Origin of the sequence: Streptomyces sp. NPDC052012 (genome assembly GCF_040689265.1) — a bacterium.
Lineage (GTDB): Bacteria > Actinomycetota > Actinomycetes > Streptomycetales > Streptomycetaceae > Streptomyces.
In genome coordinates this window covers 1-26,513 of sequence record NZ_JBFAXA010000042.1, presented here as the reverse complement: position 1 = coordinate 26,513, position 26,513 = coordinate 1, and the positions used below count along the sequence as shown (strand labels likewise).

General features: G+C 70.8%; 20 protein-coding genes. 8 read left to right on the top strand and 12 right to left on the bottom strand.

Features of this window, described 5'->3' with window-relative positions; genetic code table 11:
* Positions 1-99 precede the first annotated feature (99 nt).
* Positions 100-1,002: a tRNA (adenine-N1)-methyltransferase gene (locus AB0412_RS35230; protein WP_366406701.1), complete on the bottom strand. Its 903-nt coding sequence runs from the start codon at positions 1,000-1,002 to the stop codon at positions 100-102.
* 43 nt (positions 1,003-1,045) lie between these two features.
* The gene (locus tag AB0412_RS35225) at positions 1,046-2,617 is read right to left on the bottom strand and encodes a site-2 protease family protein (RefSeq protein ID WP_366406700.1); all 1,572 of its coding nucleotides are present in this window, start codon (positions 2,615-2,617) and stop codon (positions 1,046-1,048) included.
* A 221-nt stretch (positions 2,618-2,838) separates the two neighbouring features.
* Between AB0412_RS35225 and AB0412_RS35220 the strand changes: the two genes are divergently transcribed.
* Both AB0412_RS35220 and AB0412_RS35215 read left to right on the top strand, forming a co-directional pair.
* Positions 2,839-3,813 carry a RecB family exonuclease gene (locus tag AB0412_RS35220; protein WP_366406699.1) on the top strand — a complete coding sequence of 325 codons (975 nt, stop codon included), beginning with the start codon at positions 2,839-2,841 and terminating at the stop codon, positions 3,811-3,813.
* A 16-nt stretch (positions 3,814-3,829) separates the two neighbouring features.
* Positions 3,830-4,501 carry a response regulator transcription factor gene (locus AB0412_RS35215; RefSeq protein ID WP_085572980.1) on the top strand — a complete coding sequence of 224 codons (672 nt, stop codon included), beginning with the start codon at positions 3,830-3,832 and terminating at the stop codon, positions 4,499-4,501.
* Between the two features lie 86 nt (positions 4,502-4,587).
* Here AB0412_RS35215 and AB0412_RS35210 read toward each other — a convergent pair whose 3' ends face one another.
* From AB0412_RS35210 to metH, 4 genes are all read right to left on the bottom strand, one after another.
* Positions 4,588-6,177 (bottom strand): ABC transporter substrate-binding protein, encoded by a 1,590-nt coding sequence (locus AB0412_RS35210; protein ID WP_366406698.1) that lies wholly within the window; start codon positions 6,175-6,177, stop codon positions 4,588-4,590.
* Positions 6,178-6,245: 68 nt separating this feature from the next.
* A complete protein-coding gene (locus tag AB0412_RS35205) occupies positions 6,246-7,850 on the bottom strand; it encodes an ABC transporter substrate-binding protein (RefSeq protein ID WP_366406697.1) in 1,605 nt (534 codons plus the stop codon).
* Between the two features lie 445 nt (positions 7,851-8,295).
* Positions 8,296-8,997 (bottom strand): HAD family phosphatase, encoded by a 702-nt coding sequence (locus AB0412_RS35200; protein WP_366406696.1) that lies wholly within the window; start codon positions 8,995-8,997, stop codon positions 8,296-8,298.
* A gap of 165 nt (positions 8,998-9,162) precedes the next feature.
* Positions 9,163-12,675, bottom strand: coding sequence for a methionine synthase (gene metH / locus AB0412_RS35195; protein WP_366406695.1), 3,513 nt, complete (start codon positions 12,673-12,675; stop codon positions 9,163-9,165).
* Positions 12,676-12,969: 294 nt separating this feature from the next.
* On the opposite strand from metH, the gene AB0412_RS35190 reads away from it, so the two are divergent.
* The 5 genes from AB0412_RS35190 to AB0412_RS35170 all read left to right on the top strand — a co-directional run bounded on the left by AB0412_RS35190 (position 12,970) and on the right by AB0412_RS35170 (position 19,435).
* A complete protein-coding gene (locus tag AB0412_RS35190; protein WP_366406694.1) occupies positions 12,970-13,734 on the top strand; it encodes an IclR family transcriptional regulator in 765 nt (254 codons plus the stop codon).
* Between the two features lie 345 nt (positions 13,735-14,079).
* Positions 14,080-14,874, top strand: coding sequence for an MIP/aquaporin family protein (locus AB0412_RS35185; RefSeq protein WP_366406693.1), 795 nt, complete (start codon positions 14,080-14,082; stop codon positions 14,872-14,874).
* Between the two features lie 58 nt (positions 14,875-14,932).
* Complete coding sequence (gene glpK / locus AB0412_RS35180; protein WP_366406692.1) at positions 14,933-16,471, top strand: glycerol kinase GlpK; 1,539 nt, start codon at positions 14,933-14,935, stop codon at positions 16,469-16,471.
* 9 nt (positions 16,472-16,480) lie between these two features.
* Positions 16,481-18,097: a glycerol-3-phosphate dehydrogenase/oxidase gene (locus AB0412_RS35175; RefSeq protein WP_366406691.1), complete on the top strand. Its 1,617-nt coding sequence runs from the start codon at positions 16,481-16,483 to the stop codon at positions 18,095-18,097.
* 351 nt (positions 18,098-18,448) lie between these two features.
* Positions 18,449-19,435: a PAC2 family protein gene (locus tag AB0412_RS35170; protein ID WP_366406690.1), complete on the top strand. Its 987-nt coding sequence runs from the start codon at positions 18,449-18,451 to the stop codon at positions 19,433-19,435.
* 120 nt (positions 19,436-19,555) lie between these two features.
* Here AB0412_RS35170 and mshC read toward each other — a convergent pair whose 3' ends face one another.
* From mshC to AB0412_RS35150, 4 genes are all read right to left on the bottom strand, one after another.
* Positions 19,556-20,785, bottom strand: a complete 1,230-nt coding sequence (gene mshC / locus AB0412_RS35165; RefSeq protein ID WP_366406689.1) for a cysteine--1-D-myo-inosityl 2-amino-2-deoxy-alpha-D-glucopyranoside ligase — start codon at positions 20,783-20,785, stop codon at positions 19,556-19,558.
* A 118-nt stretch (positions 20,786-20,903) separates the two neighbouring features.
* A complete protein-coding gene (locus AB0412_RS35160; RefSeq protein ID WP_366406688.1) occupies positions 20,904-21,737 on the bottom strand; it encodes an SCO1664 family protein in 834 nt (277 codons plus the stop codon).
* A complete protein-coding gene (locus AB0412_RS35155) occupies positions 21,701-22,291 on the bottom strand; it encodes a DUF3090 domain-containing protein (protein ID WP_366406687.1) in 591 nt (196 codons plus the stop codon). Before AB0412_RS35155 ends, AB0412_RS35160 begins: the two co-directional genes overlap by 37 nt.
* A gap of 88 nt (positions 22,292-22,379) precedes the next feature.
* Complete coding sequence (locus AB0412_RS35150; RefSeq protein WP_366406686.1) at positions 22,380-23,066, bottom strand: histidine phosphatase family protein; 687 nt, start codon at positions 23,064-23,066, stop codon at positions 22,380-22,382.
* A 110-nt stretch (positions 23,067-23,176) separates the two neighbouring features.
* Between AB0412_RS35150 and corA the strand changes: the two genes are divergently transcribed.
* A complete protein-coding gene (corA, locus tag AB0412_RS35145; protein WP_366406685.1) occupies positions 23,177-24,172 on the top strand; it encodes a magnesium/cobalt transporter CorA in 996 nt (331 codons plus the stop codon).
* A gap of 24 nt (positions 24,173-24,196) precedes the next feature.
* On the opposite strand, the gene AB0412_RS35140 is transcribed toward corA, so the two are convergent.
* Together AB0412_RS35140 and AB0412_RS35135 are read right to left on the bottom strand one after the other, a co-directional pair.
* The gene (locus tag AB0412_RS35140; protein WP_366406684.1) at positions 24,197-24,985 is read right to left on the bottom strand and encodes a ferritin-like domain-containing protein; all 789 of its coding nucleotides are present in this window, start codon (positions 24,983-24,985) and stop codon (positions 24,197-24,199) included.
* A gap of 237 nt (positions 24,986-25,222) precedes the next feature.
* Positions 25,223-26,278 (bottom strand): LLM class F420-dependent oxidoreductase, encoded by a 1,056-nt coding sequence (locus tag AB0412_RS35135; protein WP_366406683.1) that lies wholly within the window; start codon positions 26,276-26,278, stop codon positions 25,223-25,225.
* Between the last annotated feature and the right edge of the window lie 235 nt (positions 26,279-26,513).

The window sequence follows — 26,513 nt, the reverse complement described above, 5'->3', positions numbered from 1 at the left end:
GGGTGGCCTGCGTCAACGCGTCGGCGCCGTGGCGCAGTTCCGTCGGGTTCTCGGGAACTGCGGCACGGCGCCGACGCGTTGACGGTTCGACGGGTGGCGTCAGCGGGCGGCGCCTCCGTCGGCGTTGGGGCCCGCGTAGTCCTCGCCGTAGGCGCCCTTGGCCGGGCGGCGGCGGCGCATGGGGGGTTCGACTCCGTCGGCGAGCCGGCGGGCGGTGAGCAGGAAGCCGGTGTGGCCGATCATCCGGTGGTCGGGGCGGACGGCGAGGCCCTCGATGTGCCAGTTGCGGATCATCGTCTCCCAGGCGGTCGGCTCGTTGAAGCAGCCGATCTCGCGGATGGACTCGACGGTCCGGGCGAGCTGGGTGGTGGTGGCGACGTAGCAGCAGACGATGCCGCCGGGGACGAGTGCCTTGGAGACGGCCTCCAGGCATTCCCAGGGGGCGAGCATGTCGAGGATGACGCGGTCGACGTCGGTGTCGGACAGGTTGTCCTGGAGGTCGCCGACGGTGAGCTGCCAGGCGGGGTGGGGGCCGCCGAAGTAGCGCTCGACGTTCTGCCGGGCGATGTCGGCGAAGTCCTCGCGGCGCTCGTAGCTGTGCAGCATGCCCTGGTCGCCGATGGCGCGCAGCAGAAAGCTGCTGAGCGAGCCGGAGCCGACGCCGGCCTCGACGACGCGTGCGCCGGGGAAGATGTCGGCGAAGGCGAGGATCTGCCCCGCGTCCTTCGGGTAGACGACGGCGGCCCCGCGGGGCATGGACAGGACGTAGTCGGGGAGCAGGGGGCGCAGCGCGAGGTAGGCGACGTTCCCGGTAGTGCGGACAACGCTGCCCTCGGGAGCGCCGATCAGTTCGTCGTGCGGGAAGGAACCCTTGTGGGTGTGGAAGTTCTTCCCGGACTCGAGCGTGAACGTGTAGTGGCGGCCCTTGGGGTCGGTCAGCTGTACCTGGTCCCCGACCTTGAAGGGCCCGCGACGGCGGGCGGCACCGGTCGGTTCGGACATGTGACCAAGCCTAACCGGTCGCCGCGGGTGGCTCCGACCAGGATCAGCTGGGCCGTGCCATGGCCTTGACGAAGGCTCGTTCCACGTCTGCGGCGGACAGGACGCCGTAGATCTCGCCGGTCTCCTCGACGACCAGGTACTCGGTGGCCGGTGTCGCGCGCAGGGCGTCGAGGAGTTCCTCGCCCGCCAGCTCGGCGGACACGCGCATGCCGTCGGTGAGGTCCTGGGCGAGGGTGCCGACGGGAACCCAGGGGCGGCGGTGTTCCGGTACGCCGACGATGGCGGCCTCGCGGACGAGGGAGAGGGGGTTGCCGTCGGCGTCGACGACGACCAGGGCGCGGGCTCCGGCGGCGTTGGCGCGGCGCAGGGCCTCGGAGAGCGGGGTGTCGGTCTCGACGGGGACGGCGCGGCGGGTGAGGGTGCGGGCGCGCAGCTCGGGGAGGTGTTCGCGCAGCCGGGCCATGCGCAGGCTGTTGCCGGCGCCGGTCCAGATGATCGCGGCGAGGATGGCGGCGAGCAGGGCGTCCAGGACGGTGTCCATGCCGACGCTGTCCTCGGCGGCGGAACCGAGGGCGCCGGACTGGGTGAGCAGCGGGAGGCCGACGAGGACGGAGACGGCGAGGGCGCGGCCGACCCAGGCGGCGGCGATGGTGCCGGTCATGGGTTTGCCGCTGAGTTTCCAGACGACCGCGCGGAGCATGCGTCCGCCGTCGAGGGGGAGGCCGGGCAGGAGGTTGAAGGCGGCCACGATGAGGTTGGAGATCATCAGGCCGGCCAGCAGGACGCCGGGGACGGTGCCGGGGTCGACGGCGAGCAGGGCGAGGTAGAAGAGGCCCGACAGGACGAGGGAGAGCAGTGGGCCGACGAAGGCGAGCACGAACTCCCGGCCGGGGGTCTCGGCCTCCTTCTCGATCTCGGAGACGCCGCCGAAGAACTGGAGCTGGATGCGGCGCACCGGCAGTTTGAAGCGGAGGGCGGCGAGGGTGTGGGCGAGCTCGTGGACGAGGACGGAGGCGTAGAAGGCGACGGCGAAGAAGAGGGAGACGAGGTAGCTCGCGGCGCCGAGCTCGGGCAGCACGCGGTCGACCTGTCCGCCGAAGACCCAGGTGATGAGAATGGCGACGAGGAACCAGCTCGGCGCCACGTACACGGGCACCCCGAAGGGCCGCCCCATCAGCAGTCCTCCCCGCTGCGGCCCCTCCGGTGCACTTCCCTTTCCGGCCGTGTGACCGGCCTGCGGGGGCGCGGCGGTGCCGTGTGCCGAGTCCTCGGGGCGGGGGTCCGCGCCGGGGCCGGTGGATGCGCCGTCCGCCGGCTGCGTGGTGCCGTGACCGGCGGTGGTGCCGTCCGTCGGCTGGGCAGGTGTGGCGGGAGCGGCGGCGGTGCCGTCCGCCGGCAGGGCGGGTGTGGCGGGGGCTGGGGCCAGGTCCTCGGGTGTGCCGTCCGGGGGCTGGGTGGTGCCGCGAGGAGGGGCCGTGCCGTCCGTCGGCTGCTGTGCGGGGGCGGTGGGGGTGTTCGGGGTCGGGTCAGGGGCCGGAGGGGTGGGCTCCGGGTGGTGCTCGGCCGACTCGTCGTTGCCGGGCCGCGGCTGCCCGCGCCCGCCGCTTACGTCCACCGGTGTCCCCTCGTTCGCTGCGTCTCCCGCGCCTGCCGGACGGGAGGGTCTCGAGTCGATGGTATGCGGCCGTCGCCACCCGTTTCGCCTCGGCACCCCTGTCGTTCTCCGTCCGCCGCCGCGCCTGTCCTTCCTCTCCTTCCCCGCCTGTCCCGTCCCTCCCCCTCTCCCGGGGGCCGTCCTGGGGTCGCTGTCGGTGCCGGGCCGTATGGTCTGTGGTCATGGAGACGAGCACCGAGGGCGCGGACCAGCGCGACGACAGCCTGGTCGCCGAGGGGGAAGGGCCGGTCACGGCCGGGGCCGCGGAGGCGGGCGGGAGCGCGGTCGTGGTGGCCGAGTCCCCGGCCATACCGCCCGCGTCGCTGTCGCCCTCGCGTGCGAGCGACTTCATGCGGTGCCCGTTGCTGTACCGGTTCCGGGTGATCGACCGGCTGCCGGAGAAGCCGAGCGAGGCGGCGACCCGGGGCACGCTGGTGCACGCGGTGCTGGAGCGGCTCTTCGACGCGCCGGCGGCCGAGCGCACCGCGCCGCGGGCGAAGGCCCTGATCCCGGCCCAGTGGGACCGGCTGCGCGAGTCCAGGCCGGAGGTCGTGGAGCTGTTCGCGGACGACGCGCGGGGCGAGCGGCTGGCGCGCTGGCTGGCAGAGGCGGAGGCGCTGGTCGAGCGGTGGTTCACGCTGGAGGACCCGAGCCGGCTGGAGCCCGCCGAGCGGGAGCTGTTCGTCGAGGCCGAGCTGGACTCGGGGCTGCTGCTGCGGGGCATCATCGACCGCGTGGACGTGGCGCCCACCGGCGAGGTGCGCATCGTCGACTACAAGACGGGCAAGGCCCCCCGCCCGGAGTACGCGGAGGACGCCCTGTTCCAGATGAAGTTCTACGCCCTGGTGGTGTGGCGGCTGAAGCGGGTGATCCCGCGCCGTCTGCAGCTGGTGTACCTGGGCAGCGGTGACGTGCTGACCTACGACCCGGTGCCGGCCGATCTGGAGCGTGTGGAGCGCAAGCTGCTGGCGTTGTGGGAGGCGATCCGCACGGCGACCGAGACGGGCGACTGGCGGCCGCGGCCCACCAAGCTGTGCGGCTGGTGCGACCACCAGGCGCACTGTCCTGAGTTCGGCGGCACTCCCCCGCCGTATCCGCTGCCGGTGAGGGCGGCTGAGTCCGGTGGGACCCAACAGGGCAGAATGGGGCCGGACTAGCGAGAAGGAGACTTACGTGGCCATCCGCGTCCTACTGGTCGACGACCAGCCGCTGCTGCGTACGGGCTTCCGGATGATCCTGGAGGCGGAGCAGGACATCGCGGTCGTCGGCGAGGCCGGTGACGGCCTCCAGGCCCTGGACCAGGTGCGGGCGCTGCAGCCCGATGTGGTGCTGATGGACATCCGCATGCCGCGGATGGACGGGGTGGAGGCGACCCGGCAGATCACCGGCCCCGAGCGCGACGGCCCGGCGAAGGTGCTGGTGCTGACGACGTTCGATCTGGACGAGTACGTGGTGGAGGCGCTCAAGGCGGGGGCCAGCGGCTTTCTGCTGAAGGACGCGCCGGCCAACGAGCTGGTGCAGGCGATCCGGGTGGTGGCGGCCGGTGAGGCGATGCTCGCGCCGAGCATCACCCGGCGGCTGCTCGACAAGTACGCGACGCATCTGCCGTCGGGTGACGAGCCGGTGCCGGACACGCTGCACACGCTGACCGACCGTGAGGTCGAGGTGCTGAAGCTGGTCGCGCGGGGCCTGTCCAACGCGGAGATCGCCGCGGATCTGTTCGTCAGCGAGACGACCGTGAAGACGCACGTGGGCCATGTGCTGACGAAGCTGGGGCTGCGGGACCGTGTGCAGGCGGCGGTGTACGCGTACGAGAGCGGGCTGGTGCGGCCGGGCGCGCAGTGACGCTCGGCGGCCCGCGGACCATGGCAGAGGGCGCCCCCTTCCGGTGAGGAAGGGGGCGCCCTCGGCGTTCGTGACCGGCTGCCGGGTCAGTTCGCGCTCTTGCTCAGCTCCCAGAAGCGGAACACGGTGGAGGCGTCGAGGCAGTACTCGAGTCCGTAGACGCCGTCGCGGACGACCGCGTACTGCTTGGCCTGCCAGACGGGCAGCACGGGCAGTTCCTCGGCGACGATGTCCTGGAGCCGGCCGAAGTCCTGGTCGGTGGCGGAGCGGTCGCTCTGGGCGGCGGTGCCCGGGATGAGCGAGCCGGTGATGGTGTCGTTGTCGTAGTTGTTGTTCAGGACGTTGCCCTTGCCGAAGAAGGGCCCGGTGAAGTTGTCGGGGTCGGGGTAGTCGGGCACCCAGCCCTTGACGTAGACGCCGTACTTGCCGGCCGTGATGTCCTTCTCGTACTGGTCGAACTCGACGGACTTCATCTCGGCGTCGAACAGCCCGCTGGCGTTGAGCTGCTTGGCGATGGCGGCGAGTTCCTGGTCCGTGGCCGGGCCGTAGCGGGAGGGCGTGGACCACAGGGTCAGCTTCACCTTGCCGGTGATGCCTTCCTCGGCGAGCGCGGCGGCGGCCTTGGCCTTGGAGGGGCGGGCGCCGTAGGTGTCGAAGAAGGCGGTGTTGTGACCGGCGATACCGGCCGGGATGATCGAGTACAGCGGGGTGGCGGTGCCCTGGTAGACGTCCCGGATGAGGGCCTCGCGGTCGAGCAGGTGGGCGATGGCCTTGCGCACGCCGAGCTTTCCGGCCACCGGGTCGTCCATGTTGAAGACCAGGTGCTGGACCTCGGCGCTGCTGCCCTCGATGACCTCGATGCTGCCGGTGCCGTCGTCGGCCTTCTCGAGGTCGGCGATCGCCTGGGCGGTGAGGCCTCGGTAGGCCACGTCGACCTCGGCGTCCTGGACGGCCTTCTTCAGGGCGTCCTGGTCGCCGTGGAAGAACTTCAGCGTGACGCCGGAGTTCTTGGTCTCGACGGTGCCCTTGTAGTGCTCGTTGACGGAGAAGACGGCCTCGTCCTCGCTGAAGGAGTCCAGCTTGTAGGGGCCGGAGCCGACGGCCTCGCCGTCCTTGCGCAGCCCGTTCGCGTCGTACTCGCGGTGGTTGACGATGGAGCCGGCACCGGAGGCGATCTTGCTGGGGAAGGTGGCGTCGGGGGTGTTGAGGTGGAAGACGACCGTCTTGTCGTCCGGGGTCTCGACCTTGTCCAGCGTCGGGAACATGATCGCCGGACCGTCGGGGTCGTCGATCTTCAGCATGCGGTCGAAGGAGAACTTCACGTCCTTCGCGGTGAGCGCGTCACCGTTGCTGAACTTGAGCCCGTCCTTGAGGGTGCACGTGTAGACCTTGGTCTCGGTGCCGTTGAACGAGCACTCCTCGGCGGCCTCGGGCTGCGGCTCGGTGGCTCCCTTGGGGAAGCTGAGCAGCGACTGGAAGACGTTGTTGAACAACAGCCAGGAGCCCGGGTCGTAGCCGGAGGCGGGGTCGGTGGCGAGGACGTCGTCGGACATGCCGACCACGACGTTGGAGCCCTCGGCCCCCGAGTCGCCGTTCTCCGATCCGCAGCCGGTCAGCAGGCCGGAGGCCAGCCCTGCCACGATCGGCAGGACCGGCCACTGGTTGCGCAGGTTCACGTGTGTGCCTTGTCGTTCGTTGCTTCAGGCCCCGGGCCACGTCCCCGGCCCGGAGCGAGGACGGTCCGTCAGCCGCTCACTCCGCGGCCGAGCTCCCACAGCTGGAGCGTGGAGGAGGAGTTGAGCGCGTAGGCGGTGCCGGTGATGTCGTCGCGCGCGGCCACGTACTGCTTGCCCTGCCACAGCGGCAGGACGGGTACGTCGGCGGCCACGATGTCCTGCATGTCCGTCAGGCTTCCGGCGGCGGACAGCCGGTCGGCCTGGCGGCGCGACTCGGGGATGAGGTTCTTCCGGATCTCGGCGTTGGAGTAGGGCGAGCCGAGGAAGTTGTCCTCGTCGAGGAAGGGGGCGAGGAAGTTGTCGGCGTCGGGGAAGTCGGGGAACCAGCCCATGCCGTAGACGTCGTACTCGCCCTTCATCTCGGCGGGGCGGAACGTCGACCAGGGGGTGCCCTTGATGTCCACCTTGAACAGGCCGCTGTCGTTGAGCTGCTTCTTGAGCTGCTCGAACTCCTTCTTCGTCGCCGGACCGTAGTGGTCGGTGGTGTAGTGCAGCGTCAGTTCGACGGGGGTGGTGACGCCGGCCTTCTGCAGCAGGGCGCGGGCCTTGGCGGTGCTGGGGTCGCCGTACTTGTTGAAGAACGAGTTGGAGTGGCCGGTGATGCTGGCCGGGACGAGCGAGTACAGCGGCTCGGCCTGGGAGCCGTAGACCTTGGAGACGAGTTCGCTGCGGTTGACGACCTGGGCCATCGCCTGGCGGACCGCCTTGCTCCTGACGGTCTCGGCCTCGGTGTTGAAGGCCAGGTAACGGATCTCCAGGCCGGGCATCTCGACGAGGTCGAGGTCGTCGTCGGCGTTGCCCGCGAGCTTCTGGATCTGCTCGGGTGACATCGTGCGGCTCATGACGTCGATGTCCTTCTTCTCCAGCGCCTCGCCCATGGCGTCGGCGTCCTCGAAGGAGACCATCTCGACCTTGTCGTTGTTCACCTTCAAGGCGCCCTTGTAGTCGGGGTTCTTGGTGAAGGTGGCGCGGACCAGTTCGTCGCCCTCGACCTCGGCGTCGAGGGTGTAGGGGCCGGAGCCGTCGACCTCGAAGCCGTCGCGCAGCTCGCCCTTGGCGTAGCTGTCCGGGTCGATGATGCCGGCGACCGGGGTGGACAGCTTGTACGGGAAGGTGGCGTCGGCGGACTTGAGGTGGAAGATGACCTCGCGTTCGCCCTGGGTCTCGACGGTGTCGATGGTGGACAGCAGCGCGAAGACACCGCTGTCGGCCTTGAGGGAGCGGGCGCGGTCGATGGAGTACTTCACGTCGGCGGCGGTCACGGGGTCGCCGCTCGCGAAGGTGAGGCCGTCGCGCAGGGTGCAGCTGTAGCGCTCGTTGCCGGCGTCGGTGAATCCGCAGGACTCCGCCGCCTCGGGTACGGGCTCGCCCTCGCCGCGCGGCTGGACCATCAGCGTCTGCACGGTCTGGCGCAGGATGTTCCAGGTGCCGACGTCGTAGGCGTAGGCGGGGTCGAGGGGCGCGGGGGCGTCCTTCGAGGCGGTGAACCGGTCCGTGGTGCCGACGACGATCGCGTCGTCGCCGCCGCTCCCGCTCTCGGTCTCACCGCAGGCGGCGAGTACCGGCGCGAGCAGGCCGATCGCGGCCGCCAGCACCAGAGTCTTGCGGTTCATGCTCGAGTTTCTCCACAGCTGTCGACTCCGTGTATCCGGCATGCAGGGGTGGCGCAGCGGATCACGGGGGTTGGGGCGATGTTCTCGCGACGAGATTAGTCCGCGCCCGCAGGAGGGTTCGCGGCCACCGGAGTTGAGCGTTCATCACGCAGTGAAACCGGGTGTGAACGCATCGGCGAAGGTGACCGGGGAAGGATTCGTACAGCCGCCACCCAATCGGGACACAAGGGCACACGAACGACCGCCGAAAAGGGGCGGACAGCACATGCCACCCCTACTGTCGACCCCGGTGAACGTGGTGAACGTCACACCGAAAACAGGATCGGTGGTACGGGAAATCATCCGTGGCCGATGCGGCCGAATTTCCTCGCACAGATGTCCTGGCGATCGTGGAGCGGACGGCTCCGAATTCCCGGTGCCACTCCGTTGCACGCTGGGTGAACGTCTAGAGCATTTCCGTCATCAGGCCGTGCAGAAATGTCAGGTCGACGACTTCCAGCGAGGGGACGACGGTCCGTCCGGCGGCGGGCAGGATCGGCGCCACGGAGGGCACCGCCACGACCTGGCAGCCGGCCGCCTCGGCGGAGGCGACACCGGTGGCGGTGTCCTCGATGACGGCGCACCGCATCGGGTCCACGCCCAGTCCCGCGGCGGCCGCCAGGTACGGGTCGGGGTGCGGCTTGGTGCGCGGCACCTCGTCCCCGGCGACCGACAGCGCGAAGTGGTGCGGGCCCAGGGTGGCGAGCACCCGGTCGATGATGCGCCGGTGCGAGGCGGAGACGAGGGCGGTGGGGATCTCGTACTCCAGCAGCTCGGCGAGCAGCCGGGCGGCTCCGGGCATCAGCGGCAGGGCGTGGTCGATGCGCTCCTCGAAGCCGTCGTTGAGCAGCACCGTCAGTTCCGCGAGTTCGATGTCGGCACCGGTCGCCTCGATCAGGAACCCCGCGCTGCGGGTCATGGGGCCGCCGACCACGACATGGCGCCAGGACTCGTCGAGGGTGTGGCCGAGGGAGGCGAACACCTCGCGCTCGACGTCCCACCAGAAGCCCTCGGTGTCCACCAGGGTGCCGTCCATGTCGAGGAGCACGGCCTGCAGGGCCGAGCCCTCGGCCGTACGGGTTCCTAGCGCGGGGACCGTACTGGTCATCCACGTACCTCCTTCACAGGGACGATCAGGCCGGTTCCCGCGCGGGGAACCGGCCTGCAGTGGACCGACCAGTGTACGTCGTGTGCGGCGCGAACGCCTCCTGTGGCACGTGGGGCCCTGTCCGAGGGCCCCGGTGGGGCCCTCGGACAGGGCCCACGCGGGTCCTCAGCGGGCGTTGAAGTACTTCGCCTCCGGGTGGTGGATCACGATGGCGTCCGTGGACTGCTCGGGGTGCAGCTGGAACTCCTCGGACAGATGGACGCCGATGCGCTCGGGCCGGAGCAGATCGGCGATCTTGGCCCGGTCCTCCAGGTCGGGGCAGGCACCGTAGCCGAGGGAGAAGCGGGCGCCCCGGTACTTCAGGGCGAACATGTCCTCCATCTCGGCCGGGTCCTCCCCGGCGAAGCCCAGCTCGGAGCGCACGCGGGCGTGCCAGTACTCGGCGAGCGCCTCGGCCAGCTGCACGGACAGGCCGTGCAGCTCCAGGTAGTCCCGGTAGGCGTTGGCCTCGAACATCCGCGCGGTCTCCTCGCCGATGCGGGAGCCGACGGTGACGACCTGGAGGCCGACGACGTCCTGCTCGCCCGACTCCTCCGGGCGGAAGAAGTCGGCCAGGCACAGCCTGCGGCCGCGGCGCTGGCGCGGGAAGGTGAAGCGGGTCCGCTCGTTGCCCTGGTCGTCGAGGATGATCAGGTCGTCGTCCTTGGAGACGCACGGGAAGTAGCCGTAGACCACGGCCGCCTCCAGCAGGTTCTCCGTCTGGAGCCTGTCCAGCAGGCCGCGCAGCCGGGGCCGGCCCTCGGTCTCGACGAGCTCCTCGTACGTCGGGCCCTCGCCGGTGCGGGCCTGCTTCAGTCCCCACTGGCCCTTGAACAGGGCGCCCTCGTCGAGCCAGCTGGCGTACTCCTTGAGCTGGATGCCCTTGATCACCCGGGTGCCCCAGAACGGCGGGGTGGGGACGGGGTTGTCGGTGGCGACGTCGGAGCGGACGTGCCCGGCCTCGGGGCGCTCCTCGACCTCGACGGTGGCGGCACGGACCCGGCGCTGGCGCAGTTCGGGCAGCTTGGCGCCGGGCACGCCGCGCTTGATGCCGATGAGGGCGTCCATCAGGCGCAGGCCCTCGAAGGCGTCGCGGGCGTAGCGGACCTCGCCCTGGTAGATCTCGTGCAGGTCCTGCTCCACGTAGGCGCGGGTGAGGGCGGCGCCGCCGAGGATGACCGGGAACTTCGCCGCGAGGCCGCGCTGGTTGAGCTCCTCCAGGTTCTCCTTCATGATCACCGTGGACTTCACCAGCAGCCCGGACATGCCGATCACGTCCGCCTTATGCTCCTCGGCGGCCTCGAGGATCGCCGAGACCGGCTGCTTGATGCCGAGGTTGACCACGTTGTAGCCGTTGTTCGACAGGATGATGTCGACGAGGTTCTTGCCGATGTCGTGCACGTCGCCGCGCACGGTGGCCAGCACGATCGTGCCCTTGCCCGCCTCGTCGGTCTTCTCCATGTGCGGCTCGAGGTGCGCCACGGCGGCCTTCATCACCTCGGCGGACTGGAGCACGAACGGCAGCTGCATCTGTCCGGAGCCGAACAGCTCGCCGACGACCTTCATGCCGTCCAGCAGCGTGTCGTTGACGATGTCGAGCGCCTTGCGGGTCTGCAGGGCCTCGTCGAGGTCGGCCTCCAGGCCGTTGCGCTCGCCGTCGATGATGCGCCGCTTGAGGCGCTCCTCCAGCGGCAGCGCGGCCAGTTCCTCCGCCTTGCCCGCCTTCAGCGACTTGGCCGTGGCGCCCTCGAACAGCTCCATCAGCTTCTGCAGCGGGTCGTAGCCCTCGCTGCGCCGGTCGTAGATGAGGTCGAGGGCGGTCCGGACCTCCTCCTCGCTGAACCGGGCGATCGGGAGGATCTTCGACGCGTGCACGATCGCCGAGTCCAGGCCGGCCTTGACGCACTCGTCGAGGAAGACGGAGTTGAGCAGGATGCGGGCGGCCGGGTTGAGGCCGAAGGAGATGTTGGACAGTCCCAGCGTGGTCTGCACCTCGGGGTGGCGGCGCTTCAGCTCGCGGATGCCCTCGATGGTGGCGATGCCGTCCTTGCGGGACTCCTCCTGCCCGGTGCAGATGGTGAAGGTCAGACAGTCGACGAGGATGTCCTCCTCGTGGATGCCCCAGTTGCCGGTCAGGTCGGCGATCAGCCGTTCGGCGATCTCGACCTTCTTCTCGGCGGTGCGGGCCTGGCCCTCCTCGTCGATGGTCAGCGCGATCAGCGCGGCGCCGTGCTCCTTGGCCAGCTGGGTGACCTTCGCGAAGCGGGACTCCGGGCCGTCGCCGTCCTCGTAGTTGACCGAGTTGATGACCGCGCGGCCGCCGAGCTTCTCCAGGCCCGCCCGGATGACGTCGACCTCGGTGGAGTCGAGGACGATCGGCAGCGTGGAGGCGGTCGCGAAGCGGCCGGCCAGCTCCCGCATGTCGGCCACGCCGTCCCGGCCGACGTAGTCGACGCACAGGTCGAGCATGTGGGCGCCCTCGCGGATCTGCTCGCGGGCCATCTCCACACAGTCGTCCCAGCGGCCGTCGAGCATGGCCTCACGGAACTTCTTCGAGCCGTTGGCGTTGGTCCGCTCGCCGATGGCCAGGTAGGAGGTGTCCTGGCGGAACGGCACGGACTGGTAGAGGGACGCGGCGCCGGGCTCCGGCTGCGGGGTGCGCTCCGGCGGAGTCAGGCCCTGGACCCGCTCGACGAGCTGCCGCAGGTGCTCGGGGGTGGTGCCGCAGCAGCCGCCGACCAGGGACAGGCCGTAGTCGCGGACGAAGGTCTCCTGCGCGTCGGCCAGGCCCTCGGCGTCGAGCGGGAAGTGGGCGCCGTCCTTGGTGAGGATCGGCAGGCCGGCGTTGGGCATGCACAGCAGCGGGATGCGCGAGTGGCGGGCGAGGAAGCGCAGGTGCTCGCTCATCTCGGCGGGGCCGGTGGAGCAGTTCAGGCCGATCATGTCGATGCCGAGCGGCTCCAACGCGGTCAGCGCGGCGCCGATCTCGGAGCCGAGGAGCATGGTGCCGGTGGTCTCGAAGGCCATGGAGGCCAGCAGGGGCACCTCGACGCCGGTCGCCTCCATGGCCTTGCGGGCGCCCAGGACGGACGCCTTGGTCTGGAGGAGGTCCTGGGTGGTCTCGACGATCAGCGCGTCGGCGCCGCCCGCGAGCAGGCCCTCGGCGTTGGCCTGGTAGCCGTCGCGGATGGTGCCGTAGTCGATGTGGCCCAGGGTGGGCAGCTTGGTGCCGGGGCCGATGGAGCCGAGCACCCAGCGGGTGCGGCCGTCGCGGGCGGCGTGCTCGTCGGCGACCTCGCGGGCGATGCGGGCGCCGGCCTCGGACAGCTCGTGCACGCGGTCGGAGATGTCGTACTCCGCCGCCGCGGTGTGGTTGGCGCCGAAGGTGTTGGTCTCGACGCAGTCGACTCCGGCGTCGAAGTACTCGGAGTGGACCGAACGGACGATGTCCGGGCGGGTCAGGTTCAGGATCTCGTTGCAGCCCTCGAGGTTCTGGAAGTCCTCGAGCGTGGGGTCCTGGGCCTGGAGCATGGTGCCCATCGCTCCGTCGGCGACCACCACACGGGTGGCGAGCGCCTCGCGGAGGGCGGACACGCGGGTCCTGCTGTCGGCGGAAGGGGTCAGCGGCAACGAGGCCATGGAAGGGGCTCCCTCAGGTGCGACGGCTGTCGGCTTTGCGTCTGCCCGGAAGTCTCTCGGGGACTTCCCCGGCAGGGCGCACGCCGTCAGGGTATCCGGGACCGCGCCCTGATGTTCAGGGCGTCCACGGGGCGGACGATGATGGCCGCCGGGCGGAGCCGGGGCAGGGGTGGGGCGACGGATCTCGTCCGACCATTAGCGAGAGGTCGGCATGGACCGGTAGTGTTCGGCATTGCCGAACAGCGGCAGCGACGTCGCACGTCGACGCTCGAAGGGGACGGAGGCAGTACGGCGATGGCACGGAACATCCAGTCGCTCGAACGGGCGGCAGCGATGCTGCGGCTGCTCGCGGGCGGCGAGCGACGGCTCGGCCTGTCGGACATCGCCTCGTCGCTGGGCCTCGCCAAGGGCACCGCCCACGGGATACTGCGCACCCTCCAGCAGGAGGGCTTCGTCGAGCAGGACGACGCCTCCGGGCGCTATCAGCTGGGCGCGGAGCTGCTGCGCCTCGGCACCACCTATCTGGACGTGCACGAACTACGGGCGCGGGCCCTGGTGTGGACCGACGACCTGGCCCGTTCCAGCGGGGAGAGCGTCTATCTGGGCGTGCTGCACCAGCAGGGCGTGCTGATCGTGCACCACGTCTTCCGGCCCGACGACAGCCGGCAGGTGCTGGAGATAGGGGCCATGCAGCCGCTGCACTCCACGGCGCTCGGCAAGGTGCTGTCGGCGTACGACCCGGTGGCGCACAGCGAGGCCCTGGAGGCCGACCGCAAGGCGTTCACCGACCGGACCGTGTGCGAGCTGGACGCCTTCGAGCACATCCTCGACCTCACGCGCGCGCGTGGCTATGCGGCGGACGTCGAGGAGACCTGGGAGGGCGTCGCCTCGGTGGCGGCCCCCATCCACGACCGGCGCCGCATGCCGGTGGGCGCGGTCGGGGTCACGGGCGCGGTCGAGCGGCTGTGCCGGGACGGCGAGCTGCGTCCCGAGCTGATCGCGGCGGTACGCGACTGTGCCCGCGCGGTGTCGCGGGATCTGGGCGCCGGGCGGTTCTGAGCAGGTCCGGCGCATGACGGGGACGAGGGCCGGGACGCCGTACGGCGTTCCGGCCTCAGTCGTACGCTGAGACGGACATAACGGGCACAGGTGACGCTTCCGGCCCGTAGATCAATAACTCGCGGCAATCAATAACGATCGGGCTTTCGATAACCAGACTCTTGACGCAGGTCTTACGCCGGGCAAGACTCCCGTCCATCGGTCGGCATTGTCGAACACCTACCGGCAATACGCGCTAGAGTGTGGCAACGCCAAGGGCCGGCATCGCTCTCACCCCTCGAGGGCGCCGCTCCCCGGTGGGACCCGGGGCCGGCTGCCCTGGACGTAAGGACAAAGGAGTCGCGGGTGTCCAGCTCCGACATCTTCATCGGCGAGACCATCGGTACCGCCATACTCATCCTGCTCGGCGGCGGCGTGTGTGCCGCCGTGACGCTGAAGGCCTCCAAGGCCCGTAACGCCGGCTGGCTCACCATCGCCTTCGGCTGGGGCTTCGCCGTCATGACGGCGGTGTACATCGCCGGACCGCTGTCCGGCGCCCACCTCAACCCGGCCGTGACCGTGGCTCTCGCCATCAAGGACGGCGACTGGTCGAACGTGCCGACCTACTTCGCCGGAGAGTTCCTCGGCGCGATGATCGGTGCGGCGCTGGTCTGGGTGGCCTACTACGGCCAGTTCCAGGCCCACCTGACCGACAAGGAGATCGTCGGCGGTCCGGGCGCGCAGGCCACCGCCGCCAAGTCGGTCGAGGCCCAGGAACAGGGCGCCGGCCCTGTGCTGGGTGTCTTCTCCACCGGCCCCGAGATCCGCAACACGGTCCAGAACCTCGCCACGGAGATCATCGGCACCGTCGTGCTGCTGCTCGCCGTCCTCACCCAGGGCCTGAACGACGAGGGCAACGGCCTCGGCGTCCTCGGCGGTCTGATCACGGCGCTCGTGGTCGTCTCGATCGGTCTGTCGCTGGGCGGTCCGACCGGCTACGCCATCAACCCGGCCCGTGACCTCGGCCCGCGCATCGTGCACGCCCTGCTGCCCCTGCCCAACAAGGGCGGCTCCGACTGGGGCTACGCCTGGATCCCGGTGGTCGGTCCGCTGATCGGCGGCGCCATCGCGGCCGGCCTCTACAACGTCGCGTTCGCCTGAGCTTTCGTAGAAGCGCCGTACGTACAGCCCCGTAACCAAGGAACCCCAGGAGCACACAGTGACCGACGCCCACACCGCCGGCCCGTTCATTGCAGCCATCGACCAGGGCACGACCTCTTCCCGCTGCATCGTCTTCGACCGCGACGGCCGTATCGTCTCCGTCGACCAGAAGGAGCACGAGCAGATCTTCCCGAAGCCGGGCTGGGTCGAGCACAACGCCACCGAGATCTGGACCAACGTCCAGGAGGTCGTCGCCGGAGCCATCGAGAAGGCCGGCATCACCCGCGACGACATCAAGGCCATCGGCATCACCAACCAGCGCGAGACCACCGTGCTGTGGGACAAGAACACCGGTGAGCCCGTCCACAACGCCATCGTCTGGCAGGACACCCGCACCGACGCCCTGTGCCGGGAGCTCGGGCGCAATGTCGGCCAGGACCGCTTCCGCCGCGAGACCGGCCTTCCTCTCGCCTCCTACTTCGCCGGTCCGAAGGCCCGCTGGCTGCTCGACAACGTCGAGGGCCTCAAGGAGCGCGCCGAGGCGGGCGACATCCTCTTCGGCACCATGGACACCTGGGTCATCTGGAACCTGACCGGCGGTGTCGACGGCGGCCACCACGTCACCGACGTCACCAACGCGTCGCGCACCATGCTGATGAACCTGCACACCATGCAGTGGGACGAGAAGATCGCCGAGTCCATCGGCGTGCCGCTCGCGATGCTGCCGGAGATCCGCTCCTCCGCCGAGGTCTACGGCGAGATCAAGGGCGGCAAGCTGGGCGACCTGCTCGGCGGCATCCCTGTGGCCTCCGCGCTCGGCGACCAGCAGGCGGCCCTGTTCGGCCAGACCTGCTTCTCCGAGGGCGAGACCAAGTCGACGTACGGCACCGGCACCTTCATGGTGATGAACACCGGTGACAAGATCATCAACTCCTACAGCGGCCTGCTGACCACGGTCGGCTACCAGATCGGCGACGACAAGCCGGTCTACGCCCTGGAGGGCTCGATCGCCGTCACCGGCTCGCTGGTGCAGTGGATGCGCGACCAGATGGGCCTGATCTCCACCGCCGCCGAGATCGAGACGCTCGCGCTCTCGGTCGAGGACAACGGCGGCGCGTACTTCGTGCCGGCCTTCTCCGGACTGTTCGCCCCGTACTGGCGCTCCGACGCCCGCGGTGTGATCGCCGGCCTGACCCGGTACGTCACCAAGGCGCACCTCGCGCGCGCCGTCCTGGAGGCCACCGCCTGGCAGACGCGGGAGATCGCGGACGCCATGACGAAGGACTCCGGTGTGGAGCTGACCGCCCTCAAGGTCGACGGCGGCATGACCTCCAACAACCTGCTGATGCAGACGCTCTCGGACTTCCTGGACGCCCCGGTGGTGCGCCCGATGGTCGCCGAGACCACCTGCCTCGGCGCCGCCTACGCCGCCGGCCTCGCCGTCGGCTTCTGGAACAGCACCGACGACCTGCGCGCCAACTGGCGGCGGGCCGCCGAGTGGACACCCCGCATGGACGCGGAGACCCGCGACCGTGAGTACAAGAGCTGGCTCAAGGCCGTCGAGCGGACCATGGGCTGGCTCGAGGACGAGGAGTAAGAAACCGCGATGACCACTCAGTCCACCCTGCAGTCCATACCTGCTCTGGGGACGCGCCCGGCCTCCGGCTCGAACCCGAGCCGAGCCGAGACCCGGGAGCAACTCGCCAAGGCGTCGTACGACCTGCTCGTCATCGGCGGCGGCATCCTGGGCATCTCCACCGCCTGGCACGCCGCGCAGTCCGGCCTCAGGGTGGCTCTGGTGGACGCCGGTGACTTCGCCGGCGCCACCTCCTCCGCCTCCTCCAAGCTGCTCCACGGCGGTCTGCGCTACCTGCAGACCGGCGCGGTGAAGCTGGTGGCGGAGAACCACTTCGAGCGCCGTGCGGTCTCCCGCCAGGTGGCCCCCCACCTGGCGAACCCGCTCACGTTCTACCTCCCCGTGTACAAGGGCGGGCCGCACGGCGCGGCGAAGCTCGGGGCCGGTGTCTTCGCGTACTCGATGCTGTCGGCCTTCGGCGACGGCGTCGGCCACCTGCTCAGCCCCTCCAAGGCCGCGCAGGACGTACCCGAGCTGCGCACCGAGAACCTCAAGGCCGTCGCCGTGTACGGCGACGACCAGATGAACGACGCCCGCATGGCGCTGATGACGGTGCGTGCCGCGGCCGAGTCGGGCGCCGTCGTCCTCAACCACGCCGAGGTGACGGGGCTGCGCTTCACCAAGGGCCGGGTCACCGGCGCCGAGCTGCGCGACCGTCTCTCCGGCGACGAGTTCGGCGTCGACGCCCGGCTCGTCCTGAACGCGACCGGACCGTGGGTGGACCACCTGCGCCGTATGGAGGACCCGAATGCCGCACCGTCCATCCGTCTGTCGAAGGGCGCGCATCTGGTCCTGAAGCGGACCTCCCCGTGGAAGGCCGCGCTCGCGACCCCGATCGACAAGTACCGCATCACCTTCGCCCTCCCCTGGGAGGACATGCTGCTGCTCGGCACGACCGACGAGGAGTTCGAGGGCGACCCGGCGGACGTCTCGGTCACCGAGAAGGACATCGCCCAGATCCTCGACGAGGCCGCGTTCTCCATCCGCGACCAGCAGCTGTCCCGCGACCTGATCACGTACTCCTTCGCGGGCCTGCGGGTGCTGCCGGGCGGTCCCGGTGACACGGCGAAGGCCAAGCGGGAGACGGTGGTGACCGAGGGCAAGGGCGGCATGCTGTCCGTCGCGGGCGGCAAGTGGACCACGTTCCGCCACATCGGCCGCACGGTGATGCAGAAGCTGCAGTCGCTGCCGGGTCACCCGCTGGGGGACGACTTCGAGCCGATCGCCTCGCTGCCGAAGAAGCTGCCGCTGCCGGGTGTCGCCAACCCGCGTGCGGTCGCCCACCGGCTGCTGGTCGACCACCCGGCGCCCGGTCCCCGGATGGCCGCGGACACCGCCAAGCACCTGGCGACCCACTACGGTTCGCTGGCCTTCGACATCGCCCGCCTGGCCAACGACGACCCGGCGCTCGGCCGGCGCATCCACCCGGACGCCCCGGAGATCTGGGCGCAGGTCGTCTGGGCCCGCGACCACGAGTGGGCCGAGACCGTGGACGACGTGCTGCGCCGCCGCACCACGCTGACGATCCGGGGCCTCGCCACGGACGAGGTCCGCGCGGACGTCCAGGAACTGCTCGACAAGAAGTAGCCGCGCGACCCCGGCTCCCCCGCACGGGAGCCGGTCCGGGGGCGGTCCCTCGCCGACGGGGCCGCCCCCTTTCCGTTGCTCCCGAGCCGTCCGTCCCGACCGACGTGCGCCCGCGGCGGTCCGCCGGAACCGGCCGCGGACGGCCCGGAGTTCCGCCGGGGCACCGTGGCCGGCGCGGACGACGCCCGGGCGGCGGTGCGCATCGCGGGCGCGGAGCAGTGGCCGACGGGTGTTTCCCCGCGGCGCGCGGGGCAGTGATGGGGCACTCCCCCTGCGAGGGGGCTGCGGGCGTCCCCTCGGCACGCCGTAAGGTTGGGGGGTACGCGAGGGCACGTCGGAAGGAGGCCGTGGGTGATCGAGCTCGAGGGGGTTCCCGAGCTGATCGACCCGGTCATGGTGGCCGCGTTCGAGGGCTGGAACGATGCCGGTGACGCCGCCTCCACCGCGGTCGCGCATCTGGAGCGCGAGTGGAAGGGCGAGGTGTTCGCGGCACTGGACGCCGAGGACTACTACGACTTCCAGGTGAACCGGCCCACCGTGTTCATGGACGCCGGAGTCCGCAAGATCACCTGGCCGACGACAAGGTTGTCGGTGGTCCGGGTCGGCGGTGAGAAGCCGCGTGACCTGGTGCTCGTGCGCGGTATCGAACCGTCCATGCGGTGGCGTTCGTTCTGCAACGAGCTCCTCGGTTTCGCCCACGAACTCGGCGTGGAGCTGGTGGTCATCCTGGGCGCCCTGCTCGGTGACACCCCGCACACCCGTCCGGTCCCGATCAGCGGCACCACCTCCGACGCCGATCTGGCCCGCCGGATGGATCTGGAGGAGACCAAGTACGAGGGGCCGACCGGCATCGTCGGCGTCCTTCAGGAGGCGTGCACGCACGCGGGCGTCCCGGCCGTCTCGCTGTGGGCGGCGGTCCCGCACTACGTGTCGCAGCCGCCCAACCCCAAGGCCACGCTGGCGCTGCTCAACCGCCTCGAGGACCTGATCGACGTGCGGATCCCGCTGGGCGAGCTGCCCGAGGACGCGCGGGCCTGGCAGGTGGGCGTGGACCAGCTGGCCGCGGAGGACAGCGAGGTCGCCGAGTACGTGCAGACGCTGGAGGAGGCGCGGGACACCGCGGAGCTGCCGGAGGCGTCGGGTGAGGCGATCGCCCGCGAGTTCGAGCGCTATCTGCGGCGCCGTGACGGTTCGTCGGGTCCGCCCGCGGGCGGGCACGCCACGGCCGACGGCGGGGACGGCCCGTCGTCCTACCGGCGGGACACCCCGGGCGGCCGGACCCGGCCGCCGAAGCCGCCGAAGCCGGACGCGGACGACGAGGAGTCGTCGGAGGACTGACAGCTGACAGACACGCAGGCTGACAGCCTGACGGACTGACAGGCCATGCGCGTGGGGCGCCCCGTTCCAGGACGGGGCGCCCCACTGTCGTGCGTGCGGAGAGGTCTCGCTCGCCGGTGGCTACAGCGCGACGCCCAGCAGGGCGTCCACCGCGCGGGAGACCACGCCGGGCGCGCCGATGTCCGTGCCGCCGCTCTCCTCCTGGCGCACCACCCAGCGGTCCACGGCCGCCAGCGCGGCCGGGGCGTCCAGGTCGTTCGCGAGCGCCTCGCGGATCTCCTCGACGAGGTCCTCGGCGGGCGGGCCGTCGGGGCGGGAGACCGCCGCGCGCCAGTGCCCGAGGCGGGTCACCGCGTCCTGGAGCACCTGGTCGGTCCACTCCCAGTCGGCCCGGTAGTGGTGGGCGAGCAGCGCCAGCCGGATGGCGGCCGGGTCCACGCCCTCGCGGCGCAGCTGGGAGACGAAGACGAGATTGCCCTTGGACTTGGACATCTTCTCGCCGTGCAGCGCGACCATGCCGGCGTGGACGTACGCCTTGGCCATGGGGAACTCGCCGGTGAGCACCTGGGCGTGCGAGGCGCCCATCTCGTGGTGCGGGAAGACCAGGTCGGAGCCGCCGCCCTGGACGTCGAAGCCCATACCGAGGTGGTCGAGGGCGATGGCCACGCACTCGATGTGCCAGCCGGGGCGGCCCCGGCCGAGGGAGGCGCCGTCCCAGCTCGGCTCGCCCTCGCGGGCGGCCATCCACAGCATCGGGTCGACCGGGTTCTTCTTGCCGGGCCGGTCGGGGTCACCGCCGCGTTCGGCGGACAGCAGCCTCATGGCGGCGGCGTCGAGGTGGGAGACCTGGCCGAAGTGCGGGTCCGACTCCACGGAGAAGTAGATGTCACCGTCGACCTCGTACGCGGCGCCGAGGTCCCTCAGCCGCTCGACGAGCGGGACGATGCCGGGTATCGCCTCGACGGCGCCTATGTACTGCCGCGGCGGCAGCATCCTCAGGGCCGTCATGTCCTCGCGGAAGAGGGCGGTCTCCTTCTCGGCGAGGGCGGTCCAGTCGATGCCGTCGCGCTCGGCCCGCTCCAGCAGCGGGTCGTCGACGTCGGTGACGTTCTGGACGTAGTGGACCTGCCGCTTGGTGTCGAGCCACACGCGCTGCACGAGGTCGAACGCGTTGTAGGTCGCCGCGTGTCCGATGTGGGTGGCGTCGTACGGGGTGATGCCGCAGACGTAGATACGGGCGACGGGACCGGGGTCGAGGGTGACCAGACTCCCGGTCGCGGTGTCGTGGATCCTCAGGTCGCGGCCCTGACCGGGCAGGGCGGGGACTTCGGAAGCGGGCCAGGCATGCATGCCTCGAGCCTAACCGGACCGGAGTTCCGGATACGAACCGGAGCGGGCCGGATGACCGGGAAGGCACTCTTGCGCATCGCCGCGCGGCGTGCTGCCGGTGCCCTCGGTGCCGTGCGGCTCAGACCGGTGGCCAGGGGATGGCGGGCCAGTCGCCGCCGGGCTCCGGATGGCGGCCGGCGGTGAGGAGCGCGTCGACACGCGCGCGGGTCGCGTCGATCTCCGCCGGGGTGATCAGCGGGGCCAGCCGGGCGGCGAGGGCGCCGCCGTCCGTGAGCGCCTTGCCGAGGCCGTCGAGGACGTCCACGGCCTCCTGCGTCAGCGGCTCCCCCGCCCAGCCCCACAGCAGGGTGCGCAGCTTGTTCTCGACGTTGAAGGTGACGCCGTGGTCGATGCCGTACAGGCGGCCGTCCTCGGTGGGCAGCAGGTGGCCGCCCTTGCGGTCGGCGTTGTTGATCACCGCGTCGAGCACGGCGAGGCGTCGCAGCCGCTCGTCGTCGGCGTGCACGAGCAGCGCGGTGCGGCCCGCGCCGACCTCGGCGAAGCCGATCGCCTTCCAGCCGGGTTCCGGCTCCTCCCCGTCCACCAGGGCGAGCAGCTCCGCGCCCGGCGCCGGGTCGATCCACAGCTGGCACATGCCCTCGCCGTACGGCCCGTCGCGCAGCACGGTGGGCGGGACCAGGCCCCAGCCGGTCGCCTCGGAGACCTCGTACGCGGCGACCTCGCGCCCGGCGAGGGTGCCGTCGGGGAAGTCCCACAGGGGTCGTTCCCCGGCGACCGGCTTGTAGACGCAGGCGGCCTCCCGGCCGTCGTGGGTGACGGTGCAGTACAGCGCCGCGTTCGACGCCTCACGGATGCGGCCGCGCACGGTCAGCTCGCCCTCGGCGAGCACTTCCCGGGCGGCCGGGTCGACGGCCGTCACGCTCCGCGGCGGTATCCGTTCTGGCGCGGACATACGTGTCCTTCCGGGTCGAGCGGGAGGCTGCACAGCGGGCACGGCGGCCGCCCGGCGTTGACGACGTCGAGGGCGCGTTTGGCGAAGGCCCGGGCCTGGGCGCCGGTGAGCCGGACCCGCAGCATGGGCGGACCGTTCTCCTCGTCCTGGAGCAGTCGCTCCTCGGCCTCGGCGAGGTCCTCCTCGGAGTCCGCGTCCAGCTCGACGAGCGCCTGCGCCTCGACGATCATGCGCTGCTCCTCACCGTCCCAGGCGAGCGCCATCGTGCCGACGCGGAACTCCTCCTCGATGGGGGTGTCCAGCGGGGCGGTGTCGGTGATCTCGGTCGGCGCCATGGCCGGTACCGCGGCGCTGCCGCCGCTGCGCCGTACGACCTCGTCGAGCAGTTCGTCCATGCGCTCGGCGAGCGCGGCGACCTGGGTCTTCTCCAGGGCCACGCTGGTCACCCGGGAGCCGGCGGAGGCCTGGAGGAAGAACGTACGGCGCCCTGGCAGTCCGACCGTACCGGCCACAAAACGTTCCGGTTGGTCGTAGAGGAACACCTGACGGGACACGTCCTGTCTCCATTGAGAGTTGTGGCAAGTCGTGGGAAGAAGCATCTACGGCAGTGCTGCGACCGCTTCACCCTACTGCGGCCGACGATCACGGTGCGCCCGCACCGCCCCCTACCGGGGCCTCCTCGGCGGGCGGCTCGTCCCGCGGCGCCAGGGAGGCGAAGTCGCCCGTGTCGCCGAGGCGGACGAGGAAGGGGCGCAGTCGTGTGTAACGGATCGCGGTGATGGAACACGGATCGACGGAGATCCGCTGGAAGAGGTCGAGATGAAGTCCGAGTGCGTCCGCGACGAGGGACTTGATGATGTCCCCGTGCGAACACATCAGATACACGGCGTCGGCGCCGTGGTCCCGCTCCACGCGCGCGTTCCACTCGCGCACCGCCTCGGCGGCGCGTGTCTGCATCGCGCGCATGGACTCCCCGCCGGGGAACGCCGCCGCCGAGGGGTGCGCCTGCACCACCTCCATCAGCGGCTCGTCCTTGAGCTCGGCGAGTTTGCGGCCCGACCAGTCGCCGTAGTGGCACTCGCCGATGCGCTCGTCGGTGTGGGCGGTCAGACCGGGGCGGGCCGCGAGCAGCGGACGGATCGTCTCCTGGCAGCGCTGGAGCGGGCTGGTGACGATCTCGGCGAGCGGCAGCTCGGCGAGCCGCCCGGGCAGGGCGGCGGCCTGTGCGGCGCCGCGGTCGTCGAGGGCGACGCCGGGCGTCCAGCCGGCGAGCAGTCCCTCGGTGTTGGCGGTGGAACGTCCGTGCCGGACCAGCAGCAAGGTGGGCATGCCGCCCAGGGTAGGCGCAGGCGCGCGTGCGGTGTCCTGCGCGGCGCCTCGTGCAGTGCCTCCTGCGGGGCCCTGTGCGGCGTCCGGACGGTGAGAGGAGAATGCGCTTCGTGATCGTCGACTGTGCCATCTACCGGGAGGGGCACCGCGCGGAGGGGCCCGATGACTTCTCCGACGCGCTCGCCGAGGCGCGGTCGGCGGGAGGGTTCGTCTGGATCGGGCTGCACGAGCCGACCGAGGACGAGTTCGAGGTGGTCTCGCAGGAGTTCGCGCTGCATCCGCTGGCGGTCGAGGACTCCCTCAAGGCGCATCAGCGGCCCAAGCTCGAGGTGTACGACGACTCGCTGTTCCTGGTGCTCAAGCCGGTCGTGTACGAGCCCAGGAGCGACACCGTGTCGTCCGGCGAGATCATGGTGTTCCTCGGTGACTCGTTCGTGGTGACCGTCCGGCACGGGGAGGGCGCTCCGCTCAAGGCGGTGCGCCACCGTCTGGAGCAGGAACCGGAGCTGCTGGGCAAGGGGCCGACGGCCGTGCTGTACGCGGTCGCCGACGCCACCGTTGACCACTATCTGGAGGTGGCGACCGAGCTGCAGACCGACCTGGAGGAGCTGGAGGCGGAGGTCTTCTCACCGGACGGCGGCGGCTCGCGGCACACCGCGTCGCGGATCTACAACTTCAAGCGGCAGATCCTGGAGTTCCGCCGGGCGACGGGCCCGCTGTCGCTGCCGATGACACGGCTGGCGGGCGTGGGCACGTTCGGGGTGAGCGTGCCGTTCGTGGAGGACAAGGCGCGGCCCTTCTTCCGTGACGTGCACGATCACCTCACGCGGGTGAACGAGTCCGTGGAGGGGCTGGACCGGCTGGTCTCGGACATCCTGTCGGCGCATCTGGCGCAGATGAGCGTGCGGCAGAACGACGACATGCGGAAGATCTCCGCGTGGGCGGCGATGGCCGCGGTGCCGACCATGATCGCGGGGATCTACGGGATGAACTTCGAGCACATGCCGGAGTTGCGGTGGGAGTGGTCGTACCCGGCGGTGGTTCTGGTGATGGCGGGGTTGGAAGTGTTCCTGTTCCGGCTGTTCAAGAGGCGTGGCTGGCTGTAGGGCGGGGCGCGGGGTGGTGGGGGCTCAGGCGAGTTCCGGTTCCGGGCCGGCGGGGCCGGCCAGGGCGTTGCGGCGGGCCGGCGTCCTGAGGGAGACCATCCGGCGCCATCCGGCCAGCCGCTCGTACGCGTACACCGCGTGGATGCCGGCCGCCAGGAGCGCCGCCTTGGGCCGGGGCCAGCCGAGGATGCGGCCCATGTGGGCCATCACCGCGAGGCTGACGTCACGGTAGATGCGGATCTCGGCGAGGGCGCACGCGCGCAGGGTGCGCTGGATGGTGCGGCCGTGCCCGGCGCGGGCGAAGCGGAGCAGCTCCTCGTGGCAGTAGGCGAGGTGGTTGTCCTCGTCGTTGGAGATCATCCGCACCGCGCGGCCCAGGTCGGGGTGGTCGGCGAAGTGCTTGCGGAGCATCTGCATCTGCTCGGAGGCGCGCTGCTCGGTGACCCTGCTGTGGGCGAGGTAGGTGACGATGTCCTGGACCGTGAGGGGTTCCTCGCGTGTGAGCTGGTCGTGGGCGAGGCCGATGCCGCCTCGTTCCAGGAGCATCGTGTAGTCGGTCTCGGGCGGGACGGGGACGGGTTTCAGGCCGCGCTTCTTCAGCAGGGCGTTGAAGATGCGGCCGTGCTTGTCCTCGTCGGCGCCGTGCCGGGTGATCTTGGGGGCCATGTCGCGCTCGGTCTCGGGGACGAGCGCGGCGATACGGGCGTTCTCCCAGCCGCCCTGGGACTCGCCGCTGGCGGCGATGGAGCAGAACAGGGCGAAGGACTCGTCGTTGTCGAGGATCTCCTGGAACAGACTCTTGGCCGAAAGCAACAGGACCAGCCACCTCTCCGCCGATGCGCAAGCCGGGCGAAGAACGAGTCAAATGCGGGCGGGGGGCGGCCGCAACAGGTGTGTCCGACAACTCCGCCAAAAGGAGGACGGGGTGGGGGGTGGTGGGGCGTAACTGTAGGGGCTGTCCGGCGTTGTTCTGCTTGACGGCCGTGGCGGGGTGGACCCCCGAGCCCCCACCACGGCCGACAGACGACGTGTGCCTGGCTGGGGTTCGCGTTACGCGAGGCCCGCGCGTTCCAGGGCCTCCGTGCCGGCGCGGAGGGACGCGAGGCGCTCCTCGAGGGTGAAGCCGGCCGGGGCGAGGGTGAGGGTGGTGACTCCGGCGGCGGCGTAGGCCTTCATGCGGTCGGCGATGCGGTCCACCGAGCCGAGGAGGGTGGTGGAGTCGATCAGGTCGTGCGGTACGGCGGCCGCGGCGCCCTGCTTGTCGCCGGACAGGTACTTGTCCTGGATCTCGGCGGCTTCCTTCTCGTAGCCCATGCGCTGGGCGAGCTGGTTGTAGAAGTTCTGCTTGCGGCTGCCCATGCCGCCGACGTAGAGGGCGGTGTAGGGGCGGAAGGTGTCGGCGAGGGTGGGGACGTCCTTGTCGTCGCCGACGGCGAGGGGGACGGTGGGGCAGATGTCGAAGCCGTCGAGGGTCTTGCCGGCCTTCTCGCGGCCGGCGCGGAGGTGCCTGACGGCGGTGTCCTCGAGGTGGTCGGCGGAGGGGAAGATCAGCAGGGCGCCGTCGGCGATCTCGCCGGTCTGTTCGAGGTTCTTCGGGCCGATGGCGGCGATGTAGAGGGGGATGTGCTCGCGCTGGGGGTGGACGGTGAGCTTGATGGGCTTGCCGGGGCCGCCGGGGAGGGGGAGGGTCCAGTGCTCGCCCTCGTAGGAGAGGCGCTCGCGGGTCATGGCCTTGCGGATGATCTCGACGTACTCGCGGGTGCGGGCGAGCGGCTTGTCGAACTTGACGCCGTACCAGCCCTCGGAGACCTGGGGGCCGGAGACGCCGAGGCCGAGGCGGAAGCGGCCGCCGGAGAGGGAGTCGAGGGTGGCGGCGGTCATCGCGGTCATGGCCGGCTGGCGGGCGGGGATCTGGAAGATGGCCGAGCCGACGTCGATGCGGGTGGTCTGGGCGGCGACCCAGGTGAGTACGGTGGCGGCGTCGGAGCCGTAGGCCTCGGCGGCCCAGCAGACCGAGTAGCCGAGGCGGTCGGCTTCTTGCGCCACGGCGAGGTTGTCCGCGTCCATTCCGGCGCCCCAATAGCCGAGGTTGATCCCGAGCTGCATGGCCGTCTCCCCTTACCGATGAGTAACGTGGCTTGTGCGGGCAGGGTATACCTCCGGTGGTCGGGTGGGATGCCTGCGGCGCCGCTGCGGCTTCGGTGGGGGTGCGCGTAGCGCCTACGGCCGGTGGGTGAGTCGGGGCCGGGGCGGTGGTGTCCGTCCTCGGTCTGGCGCGGAATCGGTCGACTCGAGAAGCAGGGGTGTTGACGCGCCAGCCGCTGCGGGCGGACACCACCGC